This window comes from Streptomyces sp. NPDC028298 (assembly GCF_055565895.1).
In genome coordinates, this window is the sequence record NZ_JBVHTL010000001.1 from 1491986 (window position 1) to 1511654 (window position 19669).

11 protein-coding genes are annotated in these 19669 nt (G+C 72.4%); 5 read left to right on the plus strand and 6 right to left on the minus strand.

Features of this window, described 5'->3' with window-relative positions:
- Window positions 1-86: 86 nt before the first annotated feature.
- A complete protein-coding gene (gene gcl, locus ACZ4TO_RS06615; RefSeq protein WP_468023588.1) occupies window positions 87-1871 on the minus strand; it encodes a glyoxylate carboligase in 1785 nt (594 codons plus the stop codon).
- Between the two features lie 343 nt (window positions 1872-2214).
- On the opposite strand from gcl, the gene ACZ4TO_RS06620 reads away from it, so the two are divergent.
- On the plus strand, window positions 2215-3090 hold the full coding sequence (locus tag ACZ4TO_RS06620) for a hypothetical protein (protein WP_468023798.1): 876 nt from the start codon (window positions 2215-2217) through the stop codon (window positions 3088-3090).
- A gap of 125 nt (window positions 3091-3215) precedes the next feature.
- On the opposite strand, the gene ACZ4TO_RS06625 is transcribed toward ACZ4TO_RS06620, so the two are convergent.
- Window positions 3216-4823 (minus strand): AMP-binding protein, encoded by a 1608-nt coding sequence (locus ACZ4TO_RS06625; protein WP_468023589.1) that lies wholly within the window; start codon window positions 4821-4823, stop codon window positions 3216-3218.
- Window positions 4820-6499: an AMP-binding protein gene (locus tag ACZ4TO_RS06630; RefSeq protein WP_385041223.1), complete on the minus strand. Its 1680-nt coding sequence runs from the start codon at window positions 6497-6499 to the stop codon at window positions 4820-4822. The genes ACZ4TO_RS06625 and ACZ4TO_RS06630 overlap by 4 nt, the downstream gene beginning before the upstream one ends.
- A gap of 101 nt (window positions 6500-6600) precedes the next feature.
- Here ACZ4TO_RS06630 and ACZ4TO_RS06635 point away from each other — a divergent pair, with 101 nt between their 5' ends.
- From ACZ4TO_RS06635 to ACZ4TO_RS06645, 3 genes are all read left to right on the plus strand, one after another.
- Window positions 6601-7452 (plus strand): helix-turn-helix transcriptional regulator, encoded by an 852-nt coding sequence (locus ACZ4TO_RS06635; RefSeq protein ID WP_468023590.1) that lies wholly within the window; start codon window positions 6601-6603, stop codon window positions 7450-7452.
- 152 nt (window positions 7453-7604) lie between these two features.
- Window positions 7605-10454 (plus strand): AAA family ATPase, encoded by a 2850-nt coding sequence (locus tag ACZ4TO_RS06640; protein WP_468023591.1) that lies wholly within the window; start codon window positions 7605-7607, stop codon window positions 10452-10454.
- Between the two features lie 493 nt (window positions 10455-10947).
- Window positions 10948-11739: a S1 family peptidase gene (locus ACZ4TO_RS06645; RefSeq protein ID WP_468023592.1), complete on the plus strand. Its 792-nt coding sequence runs from the start codon at window positions 10948-10950 to the stop codon at window positions 11737-11739.
- Between the two features lie 164 nt (window positions 11740-11903).
- On the opposite strand, the gene ACZ4TO_RS06650 is transcribed toward ACZ4TO_RS06645, so the two are convergent.
- Entirely contained in the window at window positions 11904-13010 is a 1107-nt protein-coding gene (locus ACZ4TO_RS06650; protein ID WP_382788378.1) for a winged helix DNA-binding domain-containing protein, read from the minus strand.
- Window positions 13011-13168: 158 nt separating this feature from the next.
- Between ACZ4TO_RS06650 and ACZ4TO_RS06655 the strand changes: the two genes are divergently transcribed.
- The gene (locus ACZ4TO_RS06655) at window positions 13169-14413 is read left to right on the plus strand and encodes a magnesium and cobalt transport protein CorA (RefSeq protein WP_468023593.1); all 1245 of its coding nucleotides are present in this window, start codon (window positions 13169-13171) and stop codon (window positions 14411-14413) included.
- Between the two features lie 123 nt (window positions 14414-14536).
- Here the strand turns inward: ACZ4TO_RS06655 and ACZ4TO_RS06660 are convergent, their stop codons facing one another.
- Window positions 14537-15535 carry a helix-turn-helix domain-containing protein gene (locus ACZ4TO_RS06660; RefSeq protein WP_468023594.1) on the minus strand — a complete coding sequence of 333 codons (999 nt, stop codon included), beginning with the start codon at window positions 15533-15535 and terminating at the stop codon, window positions 14537-14539.
- 226 nt (window positions 15536-15761) lie between these two features.
- The gene (locus ACZ4TO_RS06665) at window positions 15762-19526 is read right to left on the minus strand and encodes a S8 family serine peptidase (protein ID WP_468023595.1); all 3765 of its coding nucleotides are present in this window, start codon (window positions 19524-19526) and stop codon (window positions 15762-15764) included.
- Window positions 19527-19669 lie beyond the last annotated feature (143 nt).

A 19669-nucleotide genomic window follows, 5' to 3' on the forward strand; every position in this document is an offset into this window, starting at 1 on the left:
CCGGACGGGCCCGCTCCTGGGAACAACGCGCCGGGGCGGCCCACCCCTTGAGGCGGACCGCCCCGGCGCGCGAAGGGGCGTCCGGGTCAGGCCTTCAAGGGCCTGATCGCGGTGGGCGCGTGGGCCGGCTCGGTGGCGATCTCCTCGAACTCGACCACGTTTCCGATGTCGTTCGTCCTGCTCATGGCGATGTTGGTGACGCGCTCCAGGATCGCCTCGACGACGACGGGGACCTGGAACTCGGCGGCGAGCTTCTTGGCCCGCTCGAAGGCGGCGCCGAGCTCGCCCGGGTCGGTGACCCGGATCGCCTTGCAGCCGAGGCCCTCGACGACCTTGACGTGGTCGACGCCGTAGACGCCGAGTTCCGGAGAGTTGATGTTCTCGAACTCCAGGTTGACCTGGAAGTCGATGTCGAAACCGAGCTGTGCCTGCCGGATCAGGCCCAAGTAGGCGTTGTTCACCAGGACATGGACGTACGGGATCCTGTGCTGGGCACCGACGGCCAGCTCCTCGATCATGAACTGGAAGTCGTAGTCGCCGGAGAGGGCGACGACCTGCGCGCCGGGGTCGGCCTTGGCGACACCGAGCGCGGCCGGGACGGTCCAGCCCAGCGGGCCCGCCTGGCCGCAGTTGATCCAGTGGCGCGGCCGGTAGACGTGCAGCATCTGGGCGCCGGCGATCTGCGAGAGGCCGATCGTGGTGACGTAGCGGGTCTCCGGGCCGAAGGCCTTGTTCATCTCCTCGTAGACGCGCTGCGGCTTGATCGGGACGTCATCGAAGTGCGTCCGGCGCTGGAGGGTGGCCCGCCTCTCCTGCGCCGAGGCGGCCCACGCGGAGCGGTCGGGCAGCGCGCCCGCCGCCTTCAGCTCCTTCGCCACTTCGACGAAGAGTTCCAGGGCGGCCCTGGCGTCGGAGGCGATGCCGAGGTCCGGCGCGAAGATCCGTCCGAGCTGGGTGGGTTCGATGTCGACGTGCACGAAGGTCCGGCCGGCCGTGTAGACGTCCAGGGCGCCCGTGTGGCGGTTGGCCCAGCGGTTGCCGATGCCGAGGACGAAGTCGGACTCCAGGAAGGTGGCGTTGCCGTAGCGGTGCGAGGTCTGGAGGCCCACCATGCCCGCGTTCAGCTCGTGGTCGTCGGGCAGGACGCCCCAGCCCATGAGCGTGGGGACGACCGGGATGCCCGTCAACTCGGCGAACTCGACGAGGAGTTCGGCGGCATCGGCGTTGACGACCCCGCCGCCGGCCACGATGAGCGGGCGCTCCGAGGCGTTCAGCAGTCCGATCGCCTTCTCGATCTGGGCGCGGGTCGCGGCGGGCTTGTACGCCCGCAGAGGCGCGTACGTCTCGGGGTCGAACTCGATCTCGGTGAGCTGGACGTCGATGGGCAGGTCGACCAGCACGGGCCCGGGGCGTCCGGAGCGCATGAGGTGGAAGGCCTGCTGGAGGACGCCGGGGACCTGCGCGGCCTCCAGCACGGTGACGGCCATCTTGGTCACCGGGCGCGCGATCGAGGCGATGTCGACGGCCTGGAAGTCCTCCTTGTGGATCACCGCGGTCGGGGCCTGGCCGGTGATGCACAGGATCGGGATCGAGTCGCCGCTCGCGGAGTACAGACCGGTGATCATGTCGGTGCCGGCAGGTCCTGAAGTGCCCACGCAGACGCCGATGTTGCCCGGGTGGGTGCGGGTGTAGCCCTCCGCCATGTGCGAGGCGCCCTCCACGTGCCGGGCGAGGGTGTGACTGATCCCGCCGGCCGCCTTGAGCGCCGCGTAGAACGGGTTGATCGCCGCACCCGGAACGCCGAACGCGTCCGTGACGCCCTCGCGCTTGAGGATCTCGACTGCCGCGCGGGCAGCGGTCATACGAGCCATGGAGTACTCCTGCTTCGGCTGTCGGACTCGCGCTCCCGTCGCGCCCCGCGGAGAGCCTCGATTCCGCTTCTTATTCCGCATTGCGGAAACTAACTTCTACTATCTGGAAGCAATCTAGGTGTCGGGGCAGGGGGCGTCAAGGGTGGACGGCGCTCGGGAACGGGCCGGTGCGCGTCGCGGCGTTCGGCTGCCGGAAGCCGCCGGCAGGAGGACGATGGACGCGCTGTCCCGACGTGAGTTCCTGGAGTGGGCCATGGCCGAGAGCGTGCCGGTGCGGTGTCCGGCCTGCCGCCGCGAGCATCTGTACGCGGCGCCGTCCTATCCCTGCGTGTGCGGATCGCCCGTGACGGCCCCGCTCGACCACCTCACGGAGGCGACCCCGGTCACCCACCGGGCGTGGGACGAGGAATGGACGACGGTCCGGTGCGGTGCCTGCGGCCGCGGGAGCCAGTGGCCGCAGCCCGAGCTGGGCTGCCCCTGCGGAACGACCCTGCGCATCCCCCTGCGAACGGACCCGGCCCGGAAGCCCGACCCGGCCACACCCCGGACCGAACACGGGGCGGCGGGTACCGGCACACACCGGGAAACCGGCGCTGCCACACCTCGGGAGACCGAGTCCGGCGCACACCGGGACGAGGGCCGGGAAACCGGGGCCGGCGCACGCCGGGACGGGGAGGGTGGCGTCCGGGACTCCGGGGACGGGACGCGCCGGGGGCGGAACGCCGGGGACGGAGTGGCCGAGGGCGGCGGTCCCGAGGAGGGCTCGGACGGGGGCCGTCGGGCGGGGCCCGGGCACCCCGGCCACGACGGCTCCGGCCACGACGGTGGGACCGGCCGGAGGCCCACGTTCCGGCCCGTCGCCATCCGTACCGCCCGCGACGCCGTCACCGCCGCCGCGCTGTATCTGGGCTGGCTCGGCTACCGCGACATCCGGCGTGCCGACCAGCGGCCCACCTCCGGCATCGGGCTCGCCGCGCGGGGCGTCCTGGCCCAGGTGGACCCCACGGTGCGGCCGGCCTCGCTGCGGGACGTGGAGTGTCTGTGGCTGACGGCCATGACGGAGTCGGCGAACTGCGTGTTCTTCTCCCTGGCCGGCTACGACGAGGACGCCCGCGCCCGCGCCGACACCCTCGGCGTCCCCCTCTTCGTCCTGGACCTCACGGGCACCCCGCAACCGGTGAACAGCCCGGCCGCCGAACTCATCGCCGTCCCGGACTGAACACCGGACACGGACACGGGCACGGGCATCGGCATCGGCACCGGCACCGGCACCGGCACCGGCACCGGCACCGAGCATCCGTCCGCGGCGGCACCACCAGCACGGCCACCGGTGGCCCGGGGGGCCTACTCGGCGTAGGTCTCCCGCAGTTCGATCTTCCGCACCTTCCCCGAGACCGTCATCGGGAAGGTCTCCAGGATGCTGAGGCGGCTGGGGATCTTGTAGTGCGCCAGCCGGCCCTCGCAGAAGGCGCGCAGCTCCTCCAGCGTGAGCGGGTCGGCGGGATCGCGCGGGATGACACAGGCGAGCACCTCCTCGCCGTAGCGCTCGTGAGGAACGCCGACCACCTGCACGTCGGCGATCTTCGGGTGGGCGTACAGGAACTCCTCGATCTCGCGCGGATAGATGTTCTCGCCGCCCCGGATGATCATGTCCTTGATGCGCCCGACGATCTCGACGTACCCGTCCTCGCGCATCACGGCGAGGTCGCCCGTGTGCATCCAGCGCCCCGCGTCGACGGCCTCGGCGGTCTTCTCCGGCTCGTTCCAGTAGCCGAGCATCACGCTGTAGCCGCGGGTGCACAGCTCTCCCGCGGCCCCACGCGGCCGGGTCACCCCGTCCACCGGGTCGACGACCTTCACCTCCAGGTGCGGCAGCACCCGGCCGACCGTGCCGGTGCGGTGCTCCAGGTCGTCGTCCCTGCGCGTCTGGAGCGAGACGGGTGAGGTCTCCGTCATGCCGTAGCAGATGGACACCTCCTCCATGTGCATCTCGGCGACCACGCGTTTCATCACCTCGACCGGGCAGGGCGAGCCCGCCATGATGCCGGTGCGCAGGGTGGACAGGTCGTACACCGCGAAGTCGGGGAGGTTCAACTCCGCGATGAACATGGTGGGGACGCCGTACAGCGACGTGCACCGCTCCTGCTGCACGGCCCGCAGCGTCGCCGCCGGGTCGAACGAGGGGGCCGGAATCACCATGCACGCACCGTGCGAGGTGGCGGCCAGATTGCCCATGACCATGCCGAAGCAGTGATAGAAGGGCACGGGGATGCAGACCCGGTCCTGCTCCGAGTAGGAGATCAACTCCCCTACGAAGTAGCCGTTGTTGAGAATGTTGTGGTGGGAGAGCGTGGCCCCCTTCGGGAACCCGGTCGTCCCCGACGTGTACTGGATGTTGATCGGGTCGTCACAGGACAACTCGGCCTCACGCGCCTGGAGTTCTCCCCGCAGGTCGGGGGTCCCCCGACGGACGAACGCGTCCCAGCCCGGGTCGCCGATGTACACGGCCTCCCTCAACCGCGGGCACCTGCCCCGGACTTCCTCGACCATCGCGCGGTAGTCGCTGCTCTTGTGGCTGAGGGAGGCGAAGAGCAGCGAGATCCCGGCCTGGTTCAGGACGTACTCGACCTCGTGGGTGCGGTAGGCCGGGTTGATGTTCACCATGATCGCGCCGATGCGGGCGGTGGCGTACTGGACGAGCACCCACTCGGGGCAGTTGACCGCCCAGATGCCCACCCGGTCGCCCTTGGCGACCCCGGACGCGAGCAGCGCGTACGCCAGCTCGTCGACGGCCGCGCCGAACCGGGCGTACGTCCAGCGCCGGCCCGAGGGCACGTCGACCAGCGCCTCCCTCTCCGGCCAGGCGGCGACCGCCCGGTCGAGGTTGGCCCCGATGGTGTCGCCGAGCAGCGCCGTGCCGCCCGTCCCGTGCGCGTACGACAGTTCACTCACCGGAAGTCCTCCTCGCGGTACTCGGCGTCCGAGCCGGCGGCCGTGGCCTCGCGCAGCTCGATCCGGCGGATCTTGCCGGAGACGGTCTTGGGCAGCTCGCCGAACTCCAGGCGGCGGATGCGCTTGTACGGTGAGAGGACCGTGCGCGCGTGCTCGAAGAGGACCTTAGCGATGTCGGGTCCCGGCTCGTACCCGGCCGCGAGGACGATGTACGCCTTCGGGACGGCCAGGCGCAGTTCGTCGGGGGCCGGGACCACGGCGGCCTCGGCGACCGCCTCGTGTTCCAGGAGCGCGCTCTCCAGCTCGAAGGGCGAGATCTTGTAGTCGGAGGCCTTGAACACGTCGTCCGCGCGGCCGATGTAGGTGATGTAGCCGTCGGCGTCGCGCGAGCCGATGTCCCCGGTGCGGTAGTAGCCGCCGGCCATCGCCTCCGCCGTACGGTCGGGGTCGCCGTGGTAGCCGGTCATCAGGCCGACGGGGTGGGCGGACAGGTCGAGCGAGATCTCGCCCTCCGAGGCGCCGGGCGCGCCCGTGACCGGGTCGAGCAGTTCGACGCGGAAGCCGGGGCTGGGACGGCCCATGGAGCCGGTCTTGAGCGGCTGGCCGGGGCTGTTGGACACCTGGACGGCGGTCTCGGTCTGCCCGAAGCCGTCCCGGATGGTGACGCCCCAGGCGCGCCTGACCTGCTCGATGACCTCGGGGTTCAGCGGCTCGCCCGCGGCGACGACCTCGCGCGGCGGGGTCCGCAGCAGGCCCAGGTCGGCCTGGATGAGCATGCGCCACACGGTGGGCGGGGCGCAGAAGGTGGTGACGCCGGCCCGGTCCATCTCGGCCATCAGCCGGCCCGCGTCGAAGCGCGTGTAGTTGTAGAGGAAGACGGTCGCCTCCGCGTTCCAGGGCGCGAAGAGGTTCGACCAGGCGTGCTTGGCCCACCCGGGTGAGGAGATGTTCAGGTGGACGTCCCCGGGTTCGAGCCCGATCCAGTACATGGTGGCCAGGTGGCCGATGGGGTACGAGACGTGGGTGTGCTCCACGAGCTTGGGCTGAGCGGTGGTGCCCGAGGTGAAGTAGAGCATCAGGGGGTCGTCCGCGTGGGTGGGGCCGTCGGGCTCGAAGACGCGGTCGGCGTCGGCCGTCTCCTCGTACGCCTGCCAGCCGGGGCGCGTGCCGCCGACGGCGATCCGGGTGTAGTCACCGGGAACCGCGTCGAACTTGGCGGTGTCCTCGGAGCGGACGACTACGTGCCGCACCCGGCCGCGTTCGATCCGGTCGGCCAGGTCGGCGGGGCCGAGCAGCGGGGTGGCCGGGATGACGACGGCCCGCAGCTTCATCGCGGCCAGCGCCGTCTCCCACAGCTCGGCCTGGTTGCCGAGCATGACGAGGACGCGGTCCTCGGCTCCCACACCCCGCTCGCGCAGCCAGTTGGCGACCCGGTCGGAGCGCTCGGACATCGCGGCGAAGGAGACCTCGACACGTCCGCCGTCCTCCTCCACGATGTGCAGGGCGGTGCGGTCGTTGTCCCGCGCGATGACGTCGAACCAGTCGAGGGCCCAGTTGAAGTGCTCCGGGCGGGGCCAGCGAAAGCCCTCGTACGCCGTGGTGTAGTCCGAACGGTGCTTCAGCAGGAAGTCCCGTGCGGCTCGGAACTCGTCCGCCCTGCCCGTTGTCGCCGTCATGTGTCCTCCTCGTTGCCGGACCGCCGCCTACCATCGTGTATTCCGTGATGCAGGTCTCACCACCCCCGAACGGGGGTGGCCCGCGATGAAGGGACGAGCAGGTGGCAGCGGACACGGCCGAGTCGGTGGAAGTACGCGCCGCGCTGGCGCGGCTGCGGCGTGCCACAGGGCTGCCGGTGGCCTTCGGCGGCCTGGTCGACTCCGGCGGGCGGCTGGTGCGCATCAGCGAGCTGAGCGGTACGGCGACGGCCGCGCTGAGCGCGCTGGCGGTCTCGTCCGGCAACGGCCTGGGCGGCAAGGCGGTGGCCCTCGCCCGGCCCTGCGCGGTGAGCGACTATCCGGCCTCACGGCAGATCAGCCACGAGTACGACCTGGCGGTGGCGACGGAGGGGCTGTGTTCCGTCCTCGCGGTTCCCGTCGTCGTACGGCGCCGGGTGCGCGGTGTGCTGTACGGCGCCCTGCGGACGGCCCAGCCGCTGGGCGACCGCACGCTGGGGGCGGCCGTCGCGGCGGCCCGGGACGTGGAACAGGCGCTGGTCGTCAGGGACGCGGCGCACGAGCTGCTGGGTGTCGTCCGCGAGCCCGGCCCGGCGCCGGGGGCGACGGGGGACGCGGCCTGGGAGGAGGTGCGGGAGGCGCACGGGGCGCTGCGGGCGCTGGCGCCGCGGATCGCCGACCCGGGGCTGCGGGCCGAACTGCTCTCCGTGTGCGGCCGGCTGGCCGACGCGGCGTCGCCGTCCGAGGGAGTGGTCCACGAGGTCGTGCTGGCCCCGCGCGAGGTGGACGTCCTCGCCTGTGTCGCGGCGGGGGCGACCAACGCGGCCGCCGCCGAGCGGCTGGGCCTGCGCCCGGAGACCGTGAAGGGGTATCTGCGTTCGGCGATGCGCCGGCTCGGCGCGCACACCCGTCTGGAGGCCGTCGTGGCCGCGCGCCGGGCGGGGGTGCTGCCCTAGCGGACCGCCCCGTCGCGGGACCCTTCATTCAATCGTCCGGACCGTGAAATGACGTATGCGTACCATCTGTTATTTCCCTCACCACCCGGACTGTCCGAAATTCAAAGAGACGTTGCCTAATATTGGCCAGGACACGACACACGAGGGGAGCGGTGACCGTGCGAGGGGACTTCAGGGAACCTGCGAGACCGCGCCCCGACCTGGTCATCGGCCGGGAGGAACTCTTCGCCGCGGCACGCGAGCAGCTCTCCGACGGCGGCAGTGTGCTCGTCCACGGGCCCGCGGGAATAGGAAAGTCGACCGTTCTGCGGGCGCTGGCCGCCGAATGCGCCGAATCGGCGCGGACCGTGTTGCGTTGCTCGGCCACCGAGTCCGAATCCCATCTCCCCTTCCTCGCGCTGGCCGACCTCCTCGGTCTGGTCGTCGACGAGATAGCCGACCGGCTGCCCGCCCCGCAGCGCACCGCCCTGGAGTCGGCGCTCACCGGCCGCGGTGAGTCCACTCTCCAGCGCGACGGTCTGGCGCTGCGGCTCGCGGTGCTGTCGGCGTTCCGCGCCCTGGCCGCGCGCGGACCGGTGCTGATCGTCGCCGACGACCTCCAGTGGCTCGACCCGGCCAGCGCCGAACTCCTGGGCTTCGCCGCCCGCAGGCTCGGCGGCACCCCGGTCCGCATGCTCACCGCGGTCCGTACGGAGACCGAGCCCCAGGCACAGGACCACGACCGCTTTCTGCGCGCGTCCGTCCCGGAGACCCTGGCCCTGCGGGTCGCCCCGCTGGCCCGCGCCAAGGTGGCCGAACTCCTCGCACAGCGCGGCTACACCGGCCTGCCGCGCTCCACCGTGCGCGACATCCACCGCACCAGCGGCGGAAATCCGCTCTTCGCGCTGGAGCTGGGCCGTGCCCTCGCCGAGTCGCCGACCCGGCCGAGCCCGGGCGAACCGCTCCCCGTACCGACCTCGCTGCGGGCGCTCGTCCTCAGCCGTCTGGACATGCTGTCCGCCGAGGCCCGCCGCACCCTGCTCGTGGTGAGCGCCGGCGCCCGCCCGACCCTGGCTCTGCTGCACGCCGCGGGCCGGGAGAACGCGGAGGCGGAGACCGCCTCGGCCGCCGCCCTCGGGCTCCTCGCCACCGAACGCGAGACACCGGGCATCCGTTTCGCGCACCCCCTGGTCTCGGCCGCCCTGTACGCGGAGGCCGACGCGCAGGAGCGGCGCGCCGCGCACTCCGCGCTGTCCCGCGCGGCCTCCGATCCCATCGAGCGGGCCCGGCACCTGGCGCTGGCCACCACCGGCACGGACCCCGCGGTCGCCGCCCGGCTCGGCGAGGCCGCGGCCGCTGCCCGTGACCGCGGCGCTCCCTCCGTCGCCGTCGGGCTCGGCCTGCTCGCCGCCCGGCACACCCCGGCCGGCACCCGGCCGGGCGCGGACGAACGGCGCCTCCAGGCGGCCGAGGACGCGCTGACGGCCGGGGAGACGGACCTCGCCCGGGACATCGCTCGCCAAGTGCTGTCACGAGCCACCGCCCCCGCCGAACGGGTCCGGGCCTGGATGGTCGTCGTCGACTCCGCCGGACAGGCCATGGCCGAGATCGACGCCGTCTTCCCGCAGGCGCTCGCCGACGCGGGCGACGACCCCGGCCTCGTCGCCCTGGTGCGCTACCAGCTCGCCTGGCGGGCGCTGCTGATGGACGGTGAGATGACCAAGGCCCGCGAGGAGGCAGCGCGGGCCGCGCGGCTCGCGGCGCGCGCCGGTGACCGGCGCACGGAACTCCTCGCACTCGGTTTCCAGGCGCAGATGGAGACCCTGATGGGGCACGCGGACGCGCCCGCGACCATCCAGCGGGCCATGCGCGAGCCGCAGGACCCGCGGGTCGCCTGCGACCACAACGGGGCCGGCGCCGCCCGCTTCCGCTGGCTCATCATGGGCGACCGGCTCGCCGAGGCCCGTACGGCCATCACCGCGCTGCTGCGCGAGGTGCAACGGCGCGGCATGGTCGAGAGCGAACTGCACTTCCTGCGCGGCCTCGCCGAGACCGAACTGCGCTCCGGTCACTGCGGCCGTGCCCTCGACCTGGCCCGGGAGAGCCTGCGGCTGGCCCGCGACACCGGCATCGGCGAGGCGGCCACCGCCATGTTCACCTCGCTCGCCGAGGCGGCCGGCGGTGACGTGGACCGCGCGCTCTCGCTCGCCCACGAGGCCGTGGACCGCGCCGAGGACGACGGCGACCTCGTCTACCTCTCCCGCGCCCTCGGCGCCCTCGGGCACGCCCAGCTCGTCGCCGGGGACGCGTCGGCCGCCGTCCACTCCCTGCGCCGGGTCCGGGAGCTGGAGGAGAGTCTCGGTGTCATCGACCCGGCCCGGGGCCGCTGGCACGGGGATCTCGCCGAGGCCCTGGTCCGGATCGGCGAGGTCGCCGAGGCGCAGGACGTCATCGACGTGACCCGCAGGCGCGCGCTGCGGCTGGAGCGCGAGAGCGTGCTCGCCGTGCTCGACCGCGCCGAGGCGCTGGTGCGGGCCGCGCGCGGGGAACAGGGACCCGCGGAGCGCCAGTTGGCCTCCGCGCAGGACCGCCTCGGCAAGCTGGGCTACGGCCTGGAGGAGGCCCGTGCCGCGTACGCCCTCGCCGGGCTGCGCGCCTTCCCGCACGTTCCGGGGTCCGCGCGGGCGGGCGGTACGGCCGTGCCGGGGCCCACCTCCTACGACGAGGCGGCCCGGCTGTTCCGCCGGTGCCGGGCCCTGCCCTGGCTCCGGCAGGTCGAGTCGGCCGCCGCGCACCCGCCGGCCGCGCCGCCGCTCGCCCCCGCCGCCCTCGACACCCTCGCGGCCACCGAGCGCCAGGTCGCCGCCCTGGTCATGGAGGGCGCCACGAACCGGGAGATCGCCGGGCGCCTGTTCATCAGCGTCAAGACCGTCGAGGCCACGCTCACCCGGGTGTACCGGAAGCTGGGGATACGGTCACGGGTCGACATCGTGCGGCTGGCGGCGGAACGCAGGCCCGACTGACGCTCCCCCGGCCCCTTGGGCGACACCGGGACCGAACCGCCTGCGGAGGCCGTCGGGGCCGGGCCGGTGGCCGTCGGGAGCCGCGCGGGCCCGGCGGCGGTACGGGCCGAAACGGTGACGCGGGGCACGCGGGAAGCGGCCGGACCGGTGAGACTGCGGGCCGGAACGGTGACGCTCCGGCCGACACCGGTAGAGCTCCCGGCCAGGGCGGTATGGCTGCTGGGTGACTCCTTCGGGTGAACGTGCGCCGGACGGGCGGGCCCGCCTGGCCGGGACCGACCGGACGGCGCCCGTGTCAAACACGGTCCGCGCCCCGCAAGGGTTTTCCCTCCCCCGTCTCCACTAGGGGGTTCCCTCATTGGGAGAGAGCGGTCACACCCCCTAGCGTGTGGGCGTGCCGCTCGCTCGGGCCTACGACACCCCATCCAGAGGTGCCGTGACTCCCCCCACACACACCCGTGCGTCCCCCCACCGGCAACTTTCAAGGAGACCGATGTTCGGGCTCATCCGCCTCAAGAACAGCGCAGCCCTTTGTGCGGCGACCGCCGCGGCAGCCACGACCACGCTGCTCGGAGCCCCGTCCGCCGCGGCCGTTCCTCAGCCCATCGTCGGCGGCACGACGACCACGACCAGCGCGTACCCGTTCATGATGCAGATCACCGACGCCAGGCAGAACCAGTTCTGCGGCGGCACCCTCGTCGCCCCGGACAAGGTCGTGACCGCGGCCCACTGCATGTCGGGCGAGACGACCAGCAGTGTCCGTGTGGTGGGCGGGAGGACCTTCCTCAACGGCACGGACGGCACCGTGGGCACCGTCGGCAAGATCTGGATCAACCCCGACTACACGGACGCCACCGACGGCGACGACGTGGCCGTACTGACCCTGACCACGCCGATGCCGTACACCCCGGCACCGTACGTCTCCGGCTCCGACACCGGCGTGTACGCCACCGGCGCCGAGGCCCGCATCGTGGGCTGGGGCACCACCTCGGAGAACGGCACGTCCTCCAACCAGCTCCGCACCGCGACCGTCCCGATCGTGTCGGACTCCAGTTGCGCGGCCTCGTACGGCTCCAACTTCGTTGCCTCCGACATGGTCTGCGCGGGTTACGACGCCGGCGGCGTCGACACCTGCCAGGGCGACAGCGGTGGCCCGCTGCTCATCAACGGAGTGCTGGCCGGCATCACCTCCTGGGGAGAGGGCTGCGCGGAGGCCGGCTATCCGGGGGTCTACACCCGCCTGACGACGTTCTCCAGCCTGGTGACCGAGCAGGTCGACTCGTAGGGAACGATGATCTCCTGAGTACCCCTCAGGTAAAAGCCGAGGGGCGTTGCGAGCCTCCACGAGCGGCCCGCAACGCCCCTCATCCAATGCCCCTCGGCCGAGGGCGCGCTCCCGATACCTGCCGGCGGACGGCTTCCCCGCGTCGCACCCCGTCCGCCGGCATCTCAGGGCCCCGCGACCGTGCCGAACCGGATGTCGTGGTCCTCGCCCGCGTGCATCGTCGCGAGCATCCGCTCCGCCTCCGCGACGACCTCGCCGCGCCGCGCCCCGGTGAGCCTGCCGAAGGGCTCGACGACCAGCGCGCCCTCCTCCAGCTTCCACAGGCCGGACACGAAACCGTCGACGAGCAGGGTGCGGTAGGCCTGATTGCCCCGCCACGTACGCCCCTTGAGGTCCGCGGGGACGACCCGGGAGCGGTCGGCGTGGGACAGCAGCAGATTGTCGAACTCGGGCAGGAAGCGGGGCGGGGCGGGGGTGTCCGGGTCGGGCCGGGACGCGTCGGGCAGGTCGAACAGCTCCACTCCGTTCTCGTCGCGGAACACCGCCAGAGCGGGCCGCAGCCGCTCGAAGACCTCGCGGAGCCGGGTGAGGCCGGCCCAGGTCTGCATGTCCTTGACCGAGGCGGGACCGAAGGCGGCGAGATAGCGCAGCACGGTCGCGTCGGGCGCGGGGGCGGGTTCGGCGGGGCGGCCCAGCCAGTGCTCGGCGGTGGTGAGGGCGACCTGGCCGCTGCGGCCCCACAAACCGCGCGGGGTGACCTGGACGAGGGGCAGGGTGCAGCGGGCCGCGACGGAGAGGGCGAAGGGGTCGGCTTCCGGCCACTGGGCGAGCAGTGCCTCCCGGAGCTGTTTCATGGTGCGCGGTCCGCTCTCCACCAGTTCACGGCCGATCGCGGCGAGCCGGTCCAGGTCGACGCCGGTGAGGCCCTTGCGGAACTGGCCCAGCTCCCGGTCGCGGGCGGCCTGGACCAGCGGACGCAGGGTGAGGGCGTCGTCGGCGGTGTGCGTGTGGATGGTGGAGCGCATGGTGACGATGCGGACGACGTCGCGTTCCTCCATGGCCGTCGACAGGTGCTCGGGCCGGAAGCCGTCCAGGCGGGCCGCGAGGGCGTAGTACGGCGGCTTCACGTTCTGCGCCTGGAGGCCGAGGAGGTGCTCGACGGCGGCGGTCGCGGCCGTCGGGGAGCGGCGCAGCAGGAGCTGACGGTCGAGGGTCGCGCGGTTGAGGGCGCGGGTGCCGAGCACGGGGGCCGTCGCGGTCGTCCTTGTCATACCCGGCACGCTATTCCCCCTCGCGGACACCCTCTGTCCGCGACTCCCGCCCGGCCCGTCCCACGGAACACCGTCCGGTGACGGTACGCGGGCCGTTTGCCCCGTATATCCTGCTCGGAGATCGCGCAGACGTACGTTCGACCCTGGAGGCAGCCGCGATGTCCGAGCGACGCGCACGCTCCGCCTCGGACGACCGGAGTGGTCCGGGGGACACGGACGGCTCCGGGGAGGCGAGGGAGCCCGCGAGCCCCGGGGGGCGAAAGCGCTCGAGGGACGCGCGGAAGTCGCTCTGGCGGCGCGCCCTGACCCCGCCGTCCTCGTCGCCGCCCCCGAGGCACACACCGCCGCGGGAGGCGCCGCCCGAGGCGGAGCCCACCGAGGTCGTCAGCGTCGTCCAGTCCGCGCTGTACCGCGACGGGGTACGGGTCTCGACGCCCGCGTCGCTGGCCGAGACCTTCCGCGAGCTGCGCGAGCAGCCGGACGGCATGGCGTGGATCGGTCTGGCCCGTCCGACGGCGGCCGAACTCCATTCGCTGGCCGCCGAGTTCGATCTGCATCCGCTGGCCGTCGAGGACGCGATGGAGGCGCACCAGCGGCCGAAGCTGGAACGCTACGGGGAGACGCTCTTCGTCGTCCTGAGCGCCGCCCGCTATCTGGACGCGGCCGAGGAGGTCGACTTCGGCGAGCTGCACGTGTTCGTGGGGCCGGACTTCGTGATCACGGTGCGGCACGGCGCGGCACCGGACCTCTCGGCGGTACGCCGCCGCATGGAGGGCAGCCCGGAGCTGCTGCGGCTCGGCCCGGAGGCCGTCCTCTACGCGATCCTCGACTCCGTCGTCGACGGTTACGTCCCGGTGGTCTCCGGCGTCCAGAACGACATCGACGAGATCGAGACCGAGGTCTTCCGCGGCGACCCCGCGGTGTCCCGCCGCATCTACGAACTCTCCCGCGAGATGGTCGAGTTCCAGCGGGCCACCCGCCCGCTGGTGGGCATGCTGCACAGCCTGATGGCCGGCTTCGCCAAGTACCGCACGGACGAGGAGCTCCAGCGCTACCTCCGTGACGTCGCCGACCACGTCACGCACACCAGTGAGCGGGTGGACGGATTCCGCCAGGCGCTCACCGACATCCTCACGGTCAACGCGACGCTCGTGACCCAGCAACAGAACGCCGAGATGCGGGCGTTGGCGGAAGCGGGCTTCGAGCAGAACGAGGAGATCAAGAAGATCTCGTCGTGGGCGGCCATTCTGTTCGCACCCACGTTGGTGGGAACGATCTACGGCATGAACTTCGATCACATGCCGGAGTTGCACTGGGTGTTCGGATACCCCTTCGCCATACTGCTGATGGCGGGCGTATGCACCAGTCTGTACCTCATCTTCAAGCGGCGGGACTGGCTCTGAGCAAGCAGCTCGGGAGCGCCCGCGTACCGGCCGCGGGCACGAAGTGGGCGCAGAGGTCCAGGTGATCGTCGGACTCGAGTGCCCGAGCCGTCGCGCAAGGGTGACCACGGACTCCCAGGCGCGTCAGCGTCGCACCCATCCGCGTTCGAAGGCATGCCAGCCGAGCTGCATCCGGGTGGAGACCCCGGCGACCTCCATCAGCCGCTGCAGCCGGCGTTGGACCGTACGCAGCCCCAGTCCCAGGCGGGCCGCCACCGCACGGTCGGTCAGCCCGGTGAGTATCAGGGACATCAAGAGGAGGTCGGTCTCGTCCGGGCCCTCGGTCTGCGGCTCCGCCTCCACTTCGCCGGACGGCGACAACAGCAGGGGGCGGGCCGCGTTCCAGACGGCTTCGAAGAGCGTGAGAAGCGCCTCGACCAAACCCGGTGCGCGCACCACCACGGATGCCATCTCCGCACCCACCGGACCGGAATCCCGTTGCAGCAACGGCATCAATGCTGTGGAACGGTCGGCCACGACCAGCTTGCACGGCACCCGATCGACGACCCGCACCAACTGGGTGCGCCCCAACGCCGCGGAGAGCTCGGCCGTCGTCGAGGGCTGCTCGAGCGCGGCCTGTTCCAGGACCACCCGGTATCGGACCCCGCGGCCGGTGGCGTCCTCCTCCGCCTCGTGCTCGTCCCCGCGTACCACGGCCGGATCGGCCGTGACGAAGGCGCACAGCTCGTGCTGAGCGCCGTACTGGATCTGCTCGAACCGGTGGCGGGTCGCTTCGGCCCCGGTCACCACCTCCAGCAGCCCGGCCTGCTGCCGTCCGGCCATGCCCCGGCTGTACTCCTCCGCGAGCGCGGCCACCGCGGACTCCGCCTGCTCAAGGGCGTGGCGTCCCGCTGCGAGGGCGGGACCGAAGGCCAGCTGCGGCGGTGCCACCACGTAGGCGCCGACCCGTCCGACATCGCGTGACACCATCCCTCCGCTCTCCAGGCTGCCGAGCAGCGTGTCGGCCTCCCGCTCGTGCAGGTCCAGGTGCCGGGCCACCTCGGAGCCCGTGGCGCTGCCCAGGCGCACCAGCACCTGGTACACCCGCTCCTCGTCCTGCGACAGACCGATGGATCGCAGCATGGACCTCTCGTCTCCTTCGCATCCGTGAACACCACAGTGCCAGGAGCACAGTGTCGCGCAGGACCCCGAGACAGCGGCAGGCGCCCCTGCGGAGCATGCGCTCGCGGACGTCCGGGCGGTCGGTGCATCGGATGGGACGGCCGCGGTGCGCCGGACCGGCGCGGTCAGGTGCGCCGGTCCGGCCTCGACGTGGACGGCACCGGGTCAGGGGCCCGGAATCAGGTACTCAGCGAACCTCGTAGGCGCGGACCATGGACTGGGTCACCGCGGCCCCGTGACCGTCCTGAAGAGTGACCCTCAGGTGCACGAAGGCGCCCGCGGGCGCGTCCGCCGGGAGCGTCGCCTTCCAGCCTTCCTTCGAGCGCACCGGCTGGGCGGTGTGCCAGTCGGAGATCGCCTCGACGGTGCTCTCGGTTCCGTACGCGTACTCCAGCGTCGCGCCGTCCAGAGCGACGGGTTCATCGGAGCCGTCGACCACGGCGCCGATCGCGATCGTGGTCGTCTCGCCGGCGGGCCGGCTGTTGCGCAGGTCGCTGGGCAAGTCGACGACCGGGACGAGCAGGCGCTGGGCACCCTGGTCGGCGGAGCTCGACGAGAGCGTCCATTCCGTGCTGTAGGCCAGGCCTGTGCGGGCGGTGGCCGACGCGGGGCGCCGCCACGTCTGACGGAACTTGAGCTCCGTCTTCTCCTGGGGCAGCGTGACCTGGCCCCCGATGGGTGTCTTCACCTCGCCGTTCACGAGGAGTTGACGGCCGAAGGAATCCGTTCGCGCCAGGGTCGAGTCATGCCCGCCCGCATCGCCGAACGGCGCTGTGGCGACCGAGATCCGGTTGCTGTCGCGGGTCATCAGCGGCTGGGCGTAGGTGTTGCGGACCGGAGCGTAGGGCGACTTGTACCAGGTGGCCGTCGCCCGGCCCTTGTCGACGGTGTGCGGACCGTCGTAGGCGGTTCCACCGTTCGTTCCGAGGTCCCGGCGCATCAGCGTCGTCCAGGTCAGGCCGGACGTGCCGGTCGGCGTGAAGAACTCCGTGCGGGTCTGCGGCGCGTGCAGCGGCAGCGTGGTGCCGCCGGCCCAGACCGGCGACACGCCGGGTATCCCGACCTGGACGTCCGACCAGTACGTCGCGTCCGTGGTGCCTTGCACGTGGTACTGGGCGTCACGCACGGCGAGTTCGGAGTCGTGGACCCGCTTGTCGCCCGGGCGGATCGCACCGAGCGAGGTGTACGCCAGGTTGTAGAGGTACGGGCTGTCCGCGGTCGCGGTACCGGACCAGCGGACGGTGGCCTTGCCCTCGTCGGTCAGTGCCTTGAGCGCCTGCGCGTCGGCCCAGGTGATGGTGGCCTGCGGCACGCCTTCGGGGCCGGACATCTGGAAGCGGCCCTCGGTGTCGGGGACCGCCGACAGCACGCCGACGGCTCCGGCCTTCGCGGCTGCCGTCGACCATCCGTACCCGTTGCCTCCGGCGTAGCCCGCGTCGACCAGGGCGATCTTGCCCTTCAGGTCGTGGGCGGCGAAGTTCTCGTCCGTCCCCTTGCCCACGGCGACGACCTCGGCCGAGCCCTTCCCGTCGAACTGCGTGGCCATCTGCAGCGGCAGCGAGTCGAGGACCCGGCCGTCGGACGCGGTCAGTTCGGCGAGCGGGGCGACCTGACGTGCCGCCGCGAGGAAGGTGAGCCGGTCGTCGCCGGAGACCGGCTGTGCGTACACCTTCTTCGTGTAGGACGGCACCGCCAGGGCGTAGCCCGCCAGGAGCTTCCTGCTCTCGTCGAGGCCGAAGGTGGTGCCGAGCGCGAATCCGGCCGGCTCGCTGGGCCGGTCGGTGTCCCAGGTGACCGGTTCGGCGTCGCGTGCGTCAAGCGTGACGACGGTGTCGCCGGGCACCTTCACCTCGCGGTCGTACAGCTGGGAGACGGAGTCGACGAGACCGACGTTGCCCGCCACGTCCCGCGTCATGATCACGCCGCCGAGCGCGTACGTGCCCAGGGGCACCCGGATCGTGGTGCTGCCCGCGTCCGGGGAGCCGAGGATGTACCGCTTCGCGGTGTCCCGGTGGTCGTCGAACAGCTGGAACGTCGACGGGTCGGCCGCCGGGTCGCCGTGCCGGTCGAGGCCCTTGACGGTGAGATCGGCGGACGGGACCTCCATGTACACGCCGAACGGAACGGTGACCCGGACGCCGTGGGCACCCAGGCCGACGAGGCGGCCGGTGACCGTGCCGTAGTCGCCGGCGTCGAGGCGGGCCGACGGGTCGATCCGGACCGGGACGTCGGCGGTGCCGTTCGCCGGGACGGTCACGGTGCGCTTGGCCGGCGTGGCGAAGCGGTTCAGCCTGGAGCCGTCGTCACCCCGCACGTCCTGCACGGTCAGGGCGAGGGTGACGGGCTTGTCCGTGACGTTCGACAGGGTCACCGTCTTCTCGACGGGGTCGAGTCCGGCCTGCGGGTACGCGAAGTCGCCCAGCAGCGGGGCGGGTTCGGCGACCACCGGCTGGGTGATCCCGCGCGTGACGTCGAGCGGGCCCGCGCCCTGGGCGAGGACGGGCTCGTCGGTGCTCGCGGCGGAGGCGGTCAGCAGGCCCTTGAGCTGGGCCGGGGTGAGGTCGGGGTGCTTCTGGAGGAGCAGCGCGGCGCCGCCCGCGACGTGCGGGGTGGCCATCGACGTACCGGACATCGACTGGTAGGCCTGTGCGCCGCGGCCGCCGGACCGCGCGGCGACGACCTCGACGCCCTGCGAGGCGATGTCGGGCTTCGCGCTCTTGCCGTCCACGGACGGGCCGCGGCTGGAGAACGACGCCGTGCCGTTCTTCCGGTCGACGGCGCCGACCGTGAGCGCCTTCGAGGCGCACCCGGGGGTGGACACGGTGCCGCGCAGCGAGGCGTTGCCCGCGGCGACGACGAACAGGGCCTTGCTGCCGAGTTCCTGCACCGCTTCGACGTCCGGGCCGCTGCAACTGGTCGCGCCGTCCGCGCCCAGGGACATGGAGACGACGTCGGCGCCCTGGTCGACGGCCCACTCCATGCCGTTCACGATGCCGCTCAGGCTGCCCGATCCGTCGTCACCGAGCACCTTGCCGATGAGCAGATCGGCCTTGGGCGCCATACCGGCGTAGCGGCCGTCCGATGCGGCGCCGGTGCCGGCGACGGTCGACGCGGTGTGCGTACCGTGGCCGGTACGGTCCTCGCTGTCCGCGCCGTTGACGAACACCTTGGTCGCGGCGATCCGTCCGGCCAGATCCGGGTGGCCCGCGTCGACACCGGTGTCCAGCACGGCGACCTTCACTCCGGAGCCGTCGAGCCCGGCGCGGTGCGCGGTGGCGGCGCCGGTGAGCGGGACGGTCGGCGTGCCGAGGGCGGTGGCGGCCGTGCCGTGCACCTTGGCGTCCAGCCAGATCGTGCGGATGCCGCCGGCGGCCTTGGCCCGTCCGTCCTGCGGGGCGAGTTCCTTCCACGCGTCGGCGGCGGACGTCTTGGTGACGGACAGTCCGGCACCGCCGATGGATTCGAGGCTCGCGGTCGCTCTGGTGCCGGGGACGGCGCCGCGGGGCGTGCGCCCGCCCTCGTACGCGACGACGACGGGGACCGCGTCGGTGTGCGCGTCGTCGTACCCGTCGGCGACCAGCTTGCCTATGTCGAACAGCGCGGCGTCGACCGTGCCCGCGTCGACGAGCTCCTCGACACCCTGCGGGAACACATAGGTGTGCGTGCCGTCCTGCCAGACAGCGGCAGGGTGGTCGCTGCCGTCGACCGCGCGCGGGGATGCCGACAGGACCCGGCCGTCGGTGTCGACGCGGGCGTCGACCACATCACCGGTGATCAGTGTGACGGTGACGGGCCGCCCGGCAGCCGTCTGGTCCGTGGTGGCGGGTGCGGTGACACCGTCCGCCACGCCGTCGGCGGTCGCTGCGGGGATGCCCACGCCCAGCAGGGCGACGGCGGCGAGTCCGGCGGCCGTCGGCCGCCATGATCTGCCGCGTATCCGCGATGTGCTCATGGATTTGCTCATGGATGTCCTCGGGACAAAGAAGAGGGGGAAGATGAACGACAGCCTGGCAAAGTCCCCGCTTCGGCCGGGCATTTGGAGCTGGCGGGTGCGGGCCTGGCGCGGATCCGCCACGGGCTCTTGCCGAAAACGGG

Coding starts and splice junctions, on each gene's coding strand:
- gcl (WP_468023588.1), bottom strand. CDS start 1,871: ATGGCTCGTATGACCGCTGCCCGCGCGGCAGTCGAGATCCTCAAGCGC.
- ACZ4TO_RS06650 (WP_382788378.1), bottom strand. CDS start 13,010: ATGACAAGGACGACCGCGACGGCCCCCGTGCTCGGCACCCGCGCCCTC.
- ACZ4TO_RS06630 (WP_385041223.1), bottom strand. CDS start 6,499: ATGACGGCGACAACGGGCAGGGCGGACGAGTTCCGAGCCGCACGGGAC.
- ACZ4TO_RS06655 (WP_468023593.1), top strand. CDS start 13,169: ATGTCCGAGCGACGCGCACGCTCCGCCTCGGACGACCGGAGTGGTCCG.
- ACZ4TO_RS06660 (WP_468023594.1), bottom strand. CDS start 15,535: ATGCTGCGATCCATCGGTCTGTCGCAGGACGAGGAGCGGGTGTACCAG.
- ACZ4TO_RS06665 (WP_468023595.1), bottom strand. CDS start 19,526: ATGAGCACATCGCGGATACGCGGCAGATCATGGCGGCCGACGGCCGCC.
- ACZ4TO_RS06645 (WP_468023592.1), top strand. CDS start 10,948: ATGTTCGGGCTCATCCGCCTCAAGAACAGCGCAGCCCTTTGTGCGGCG.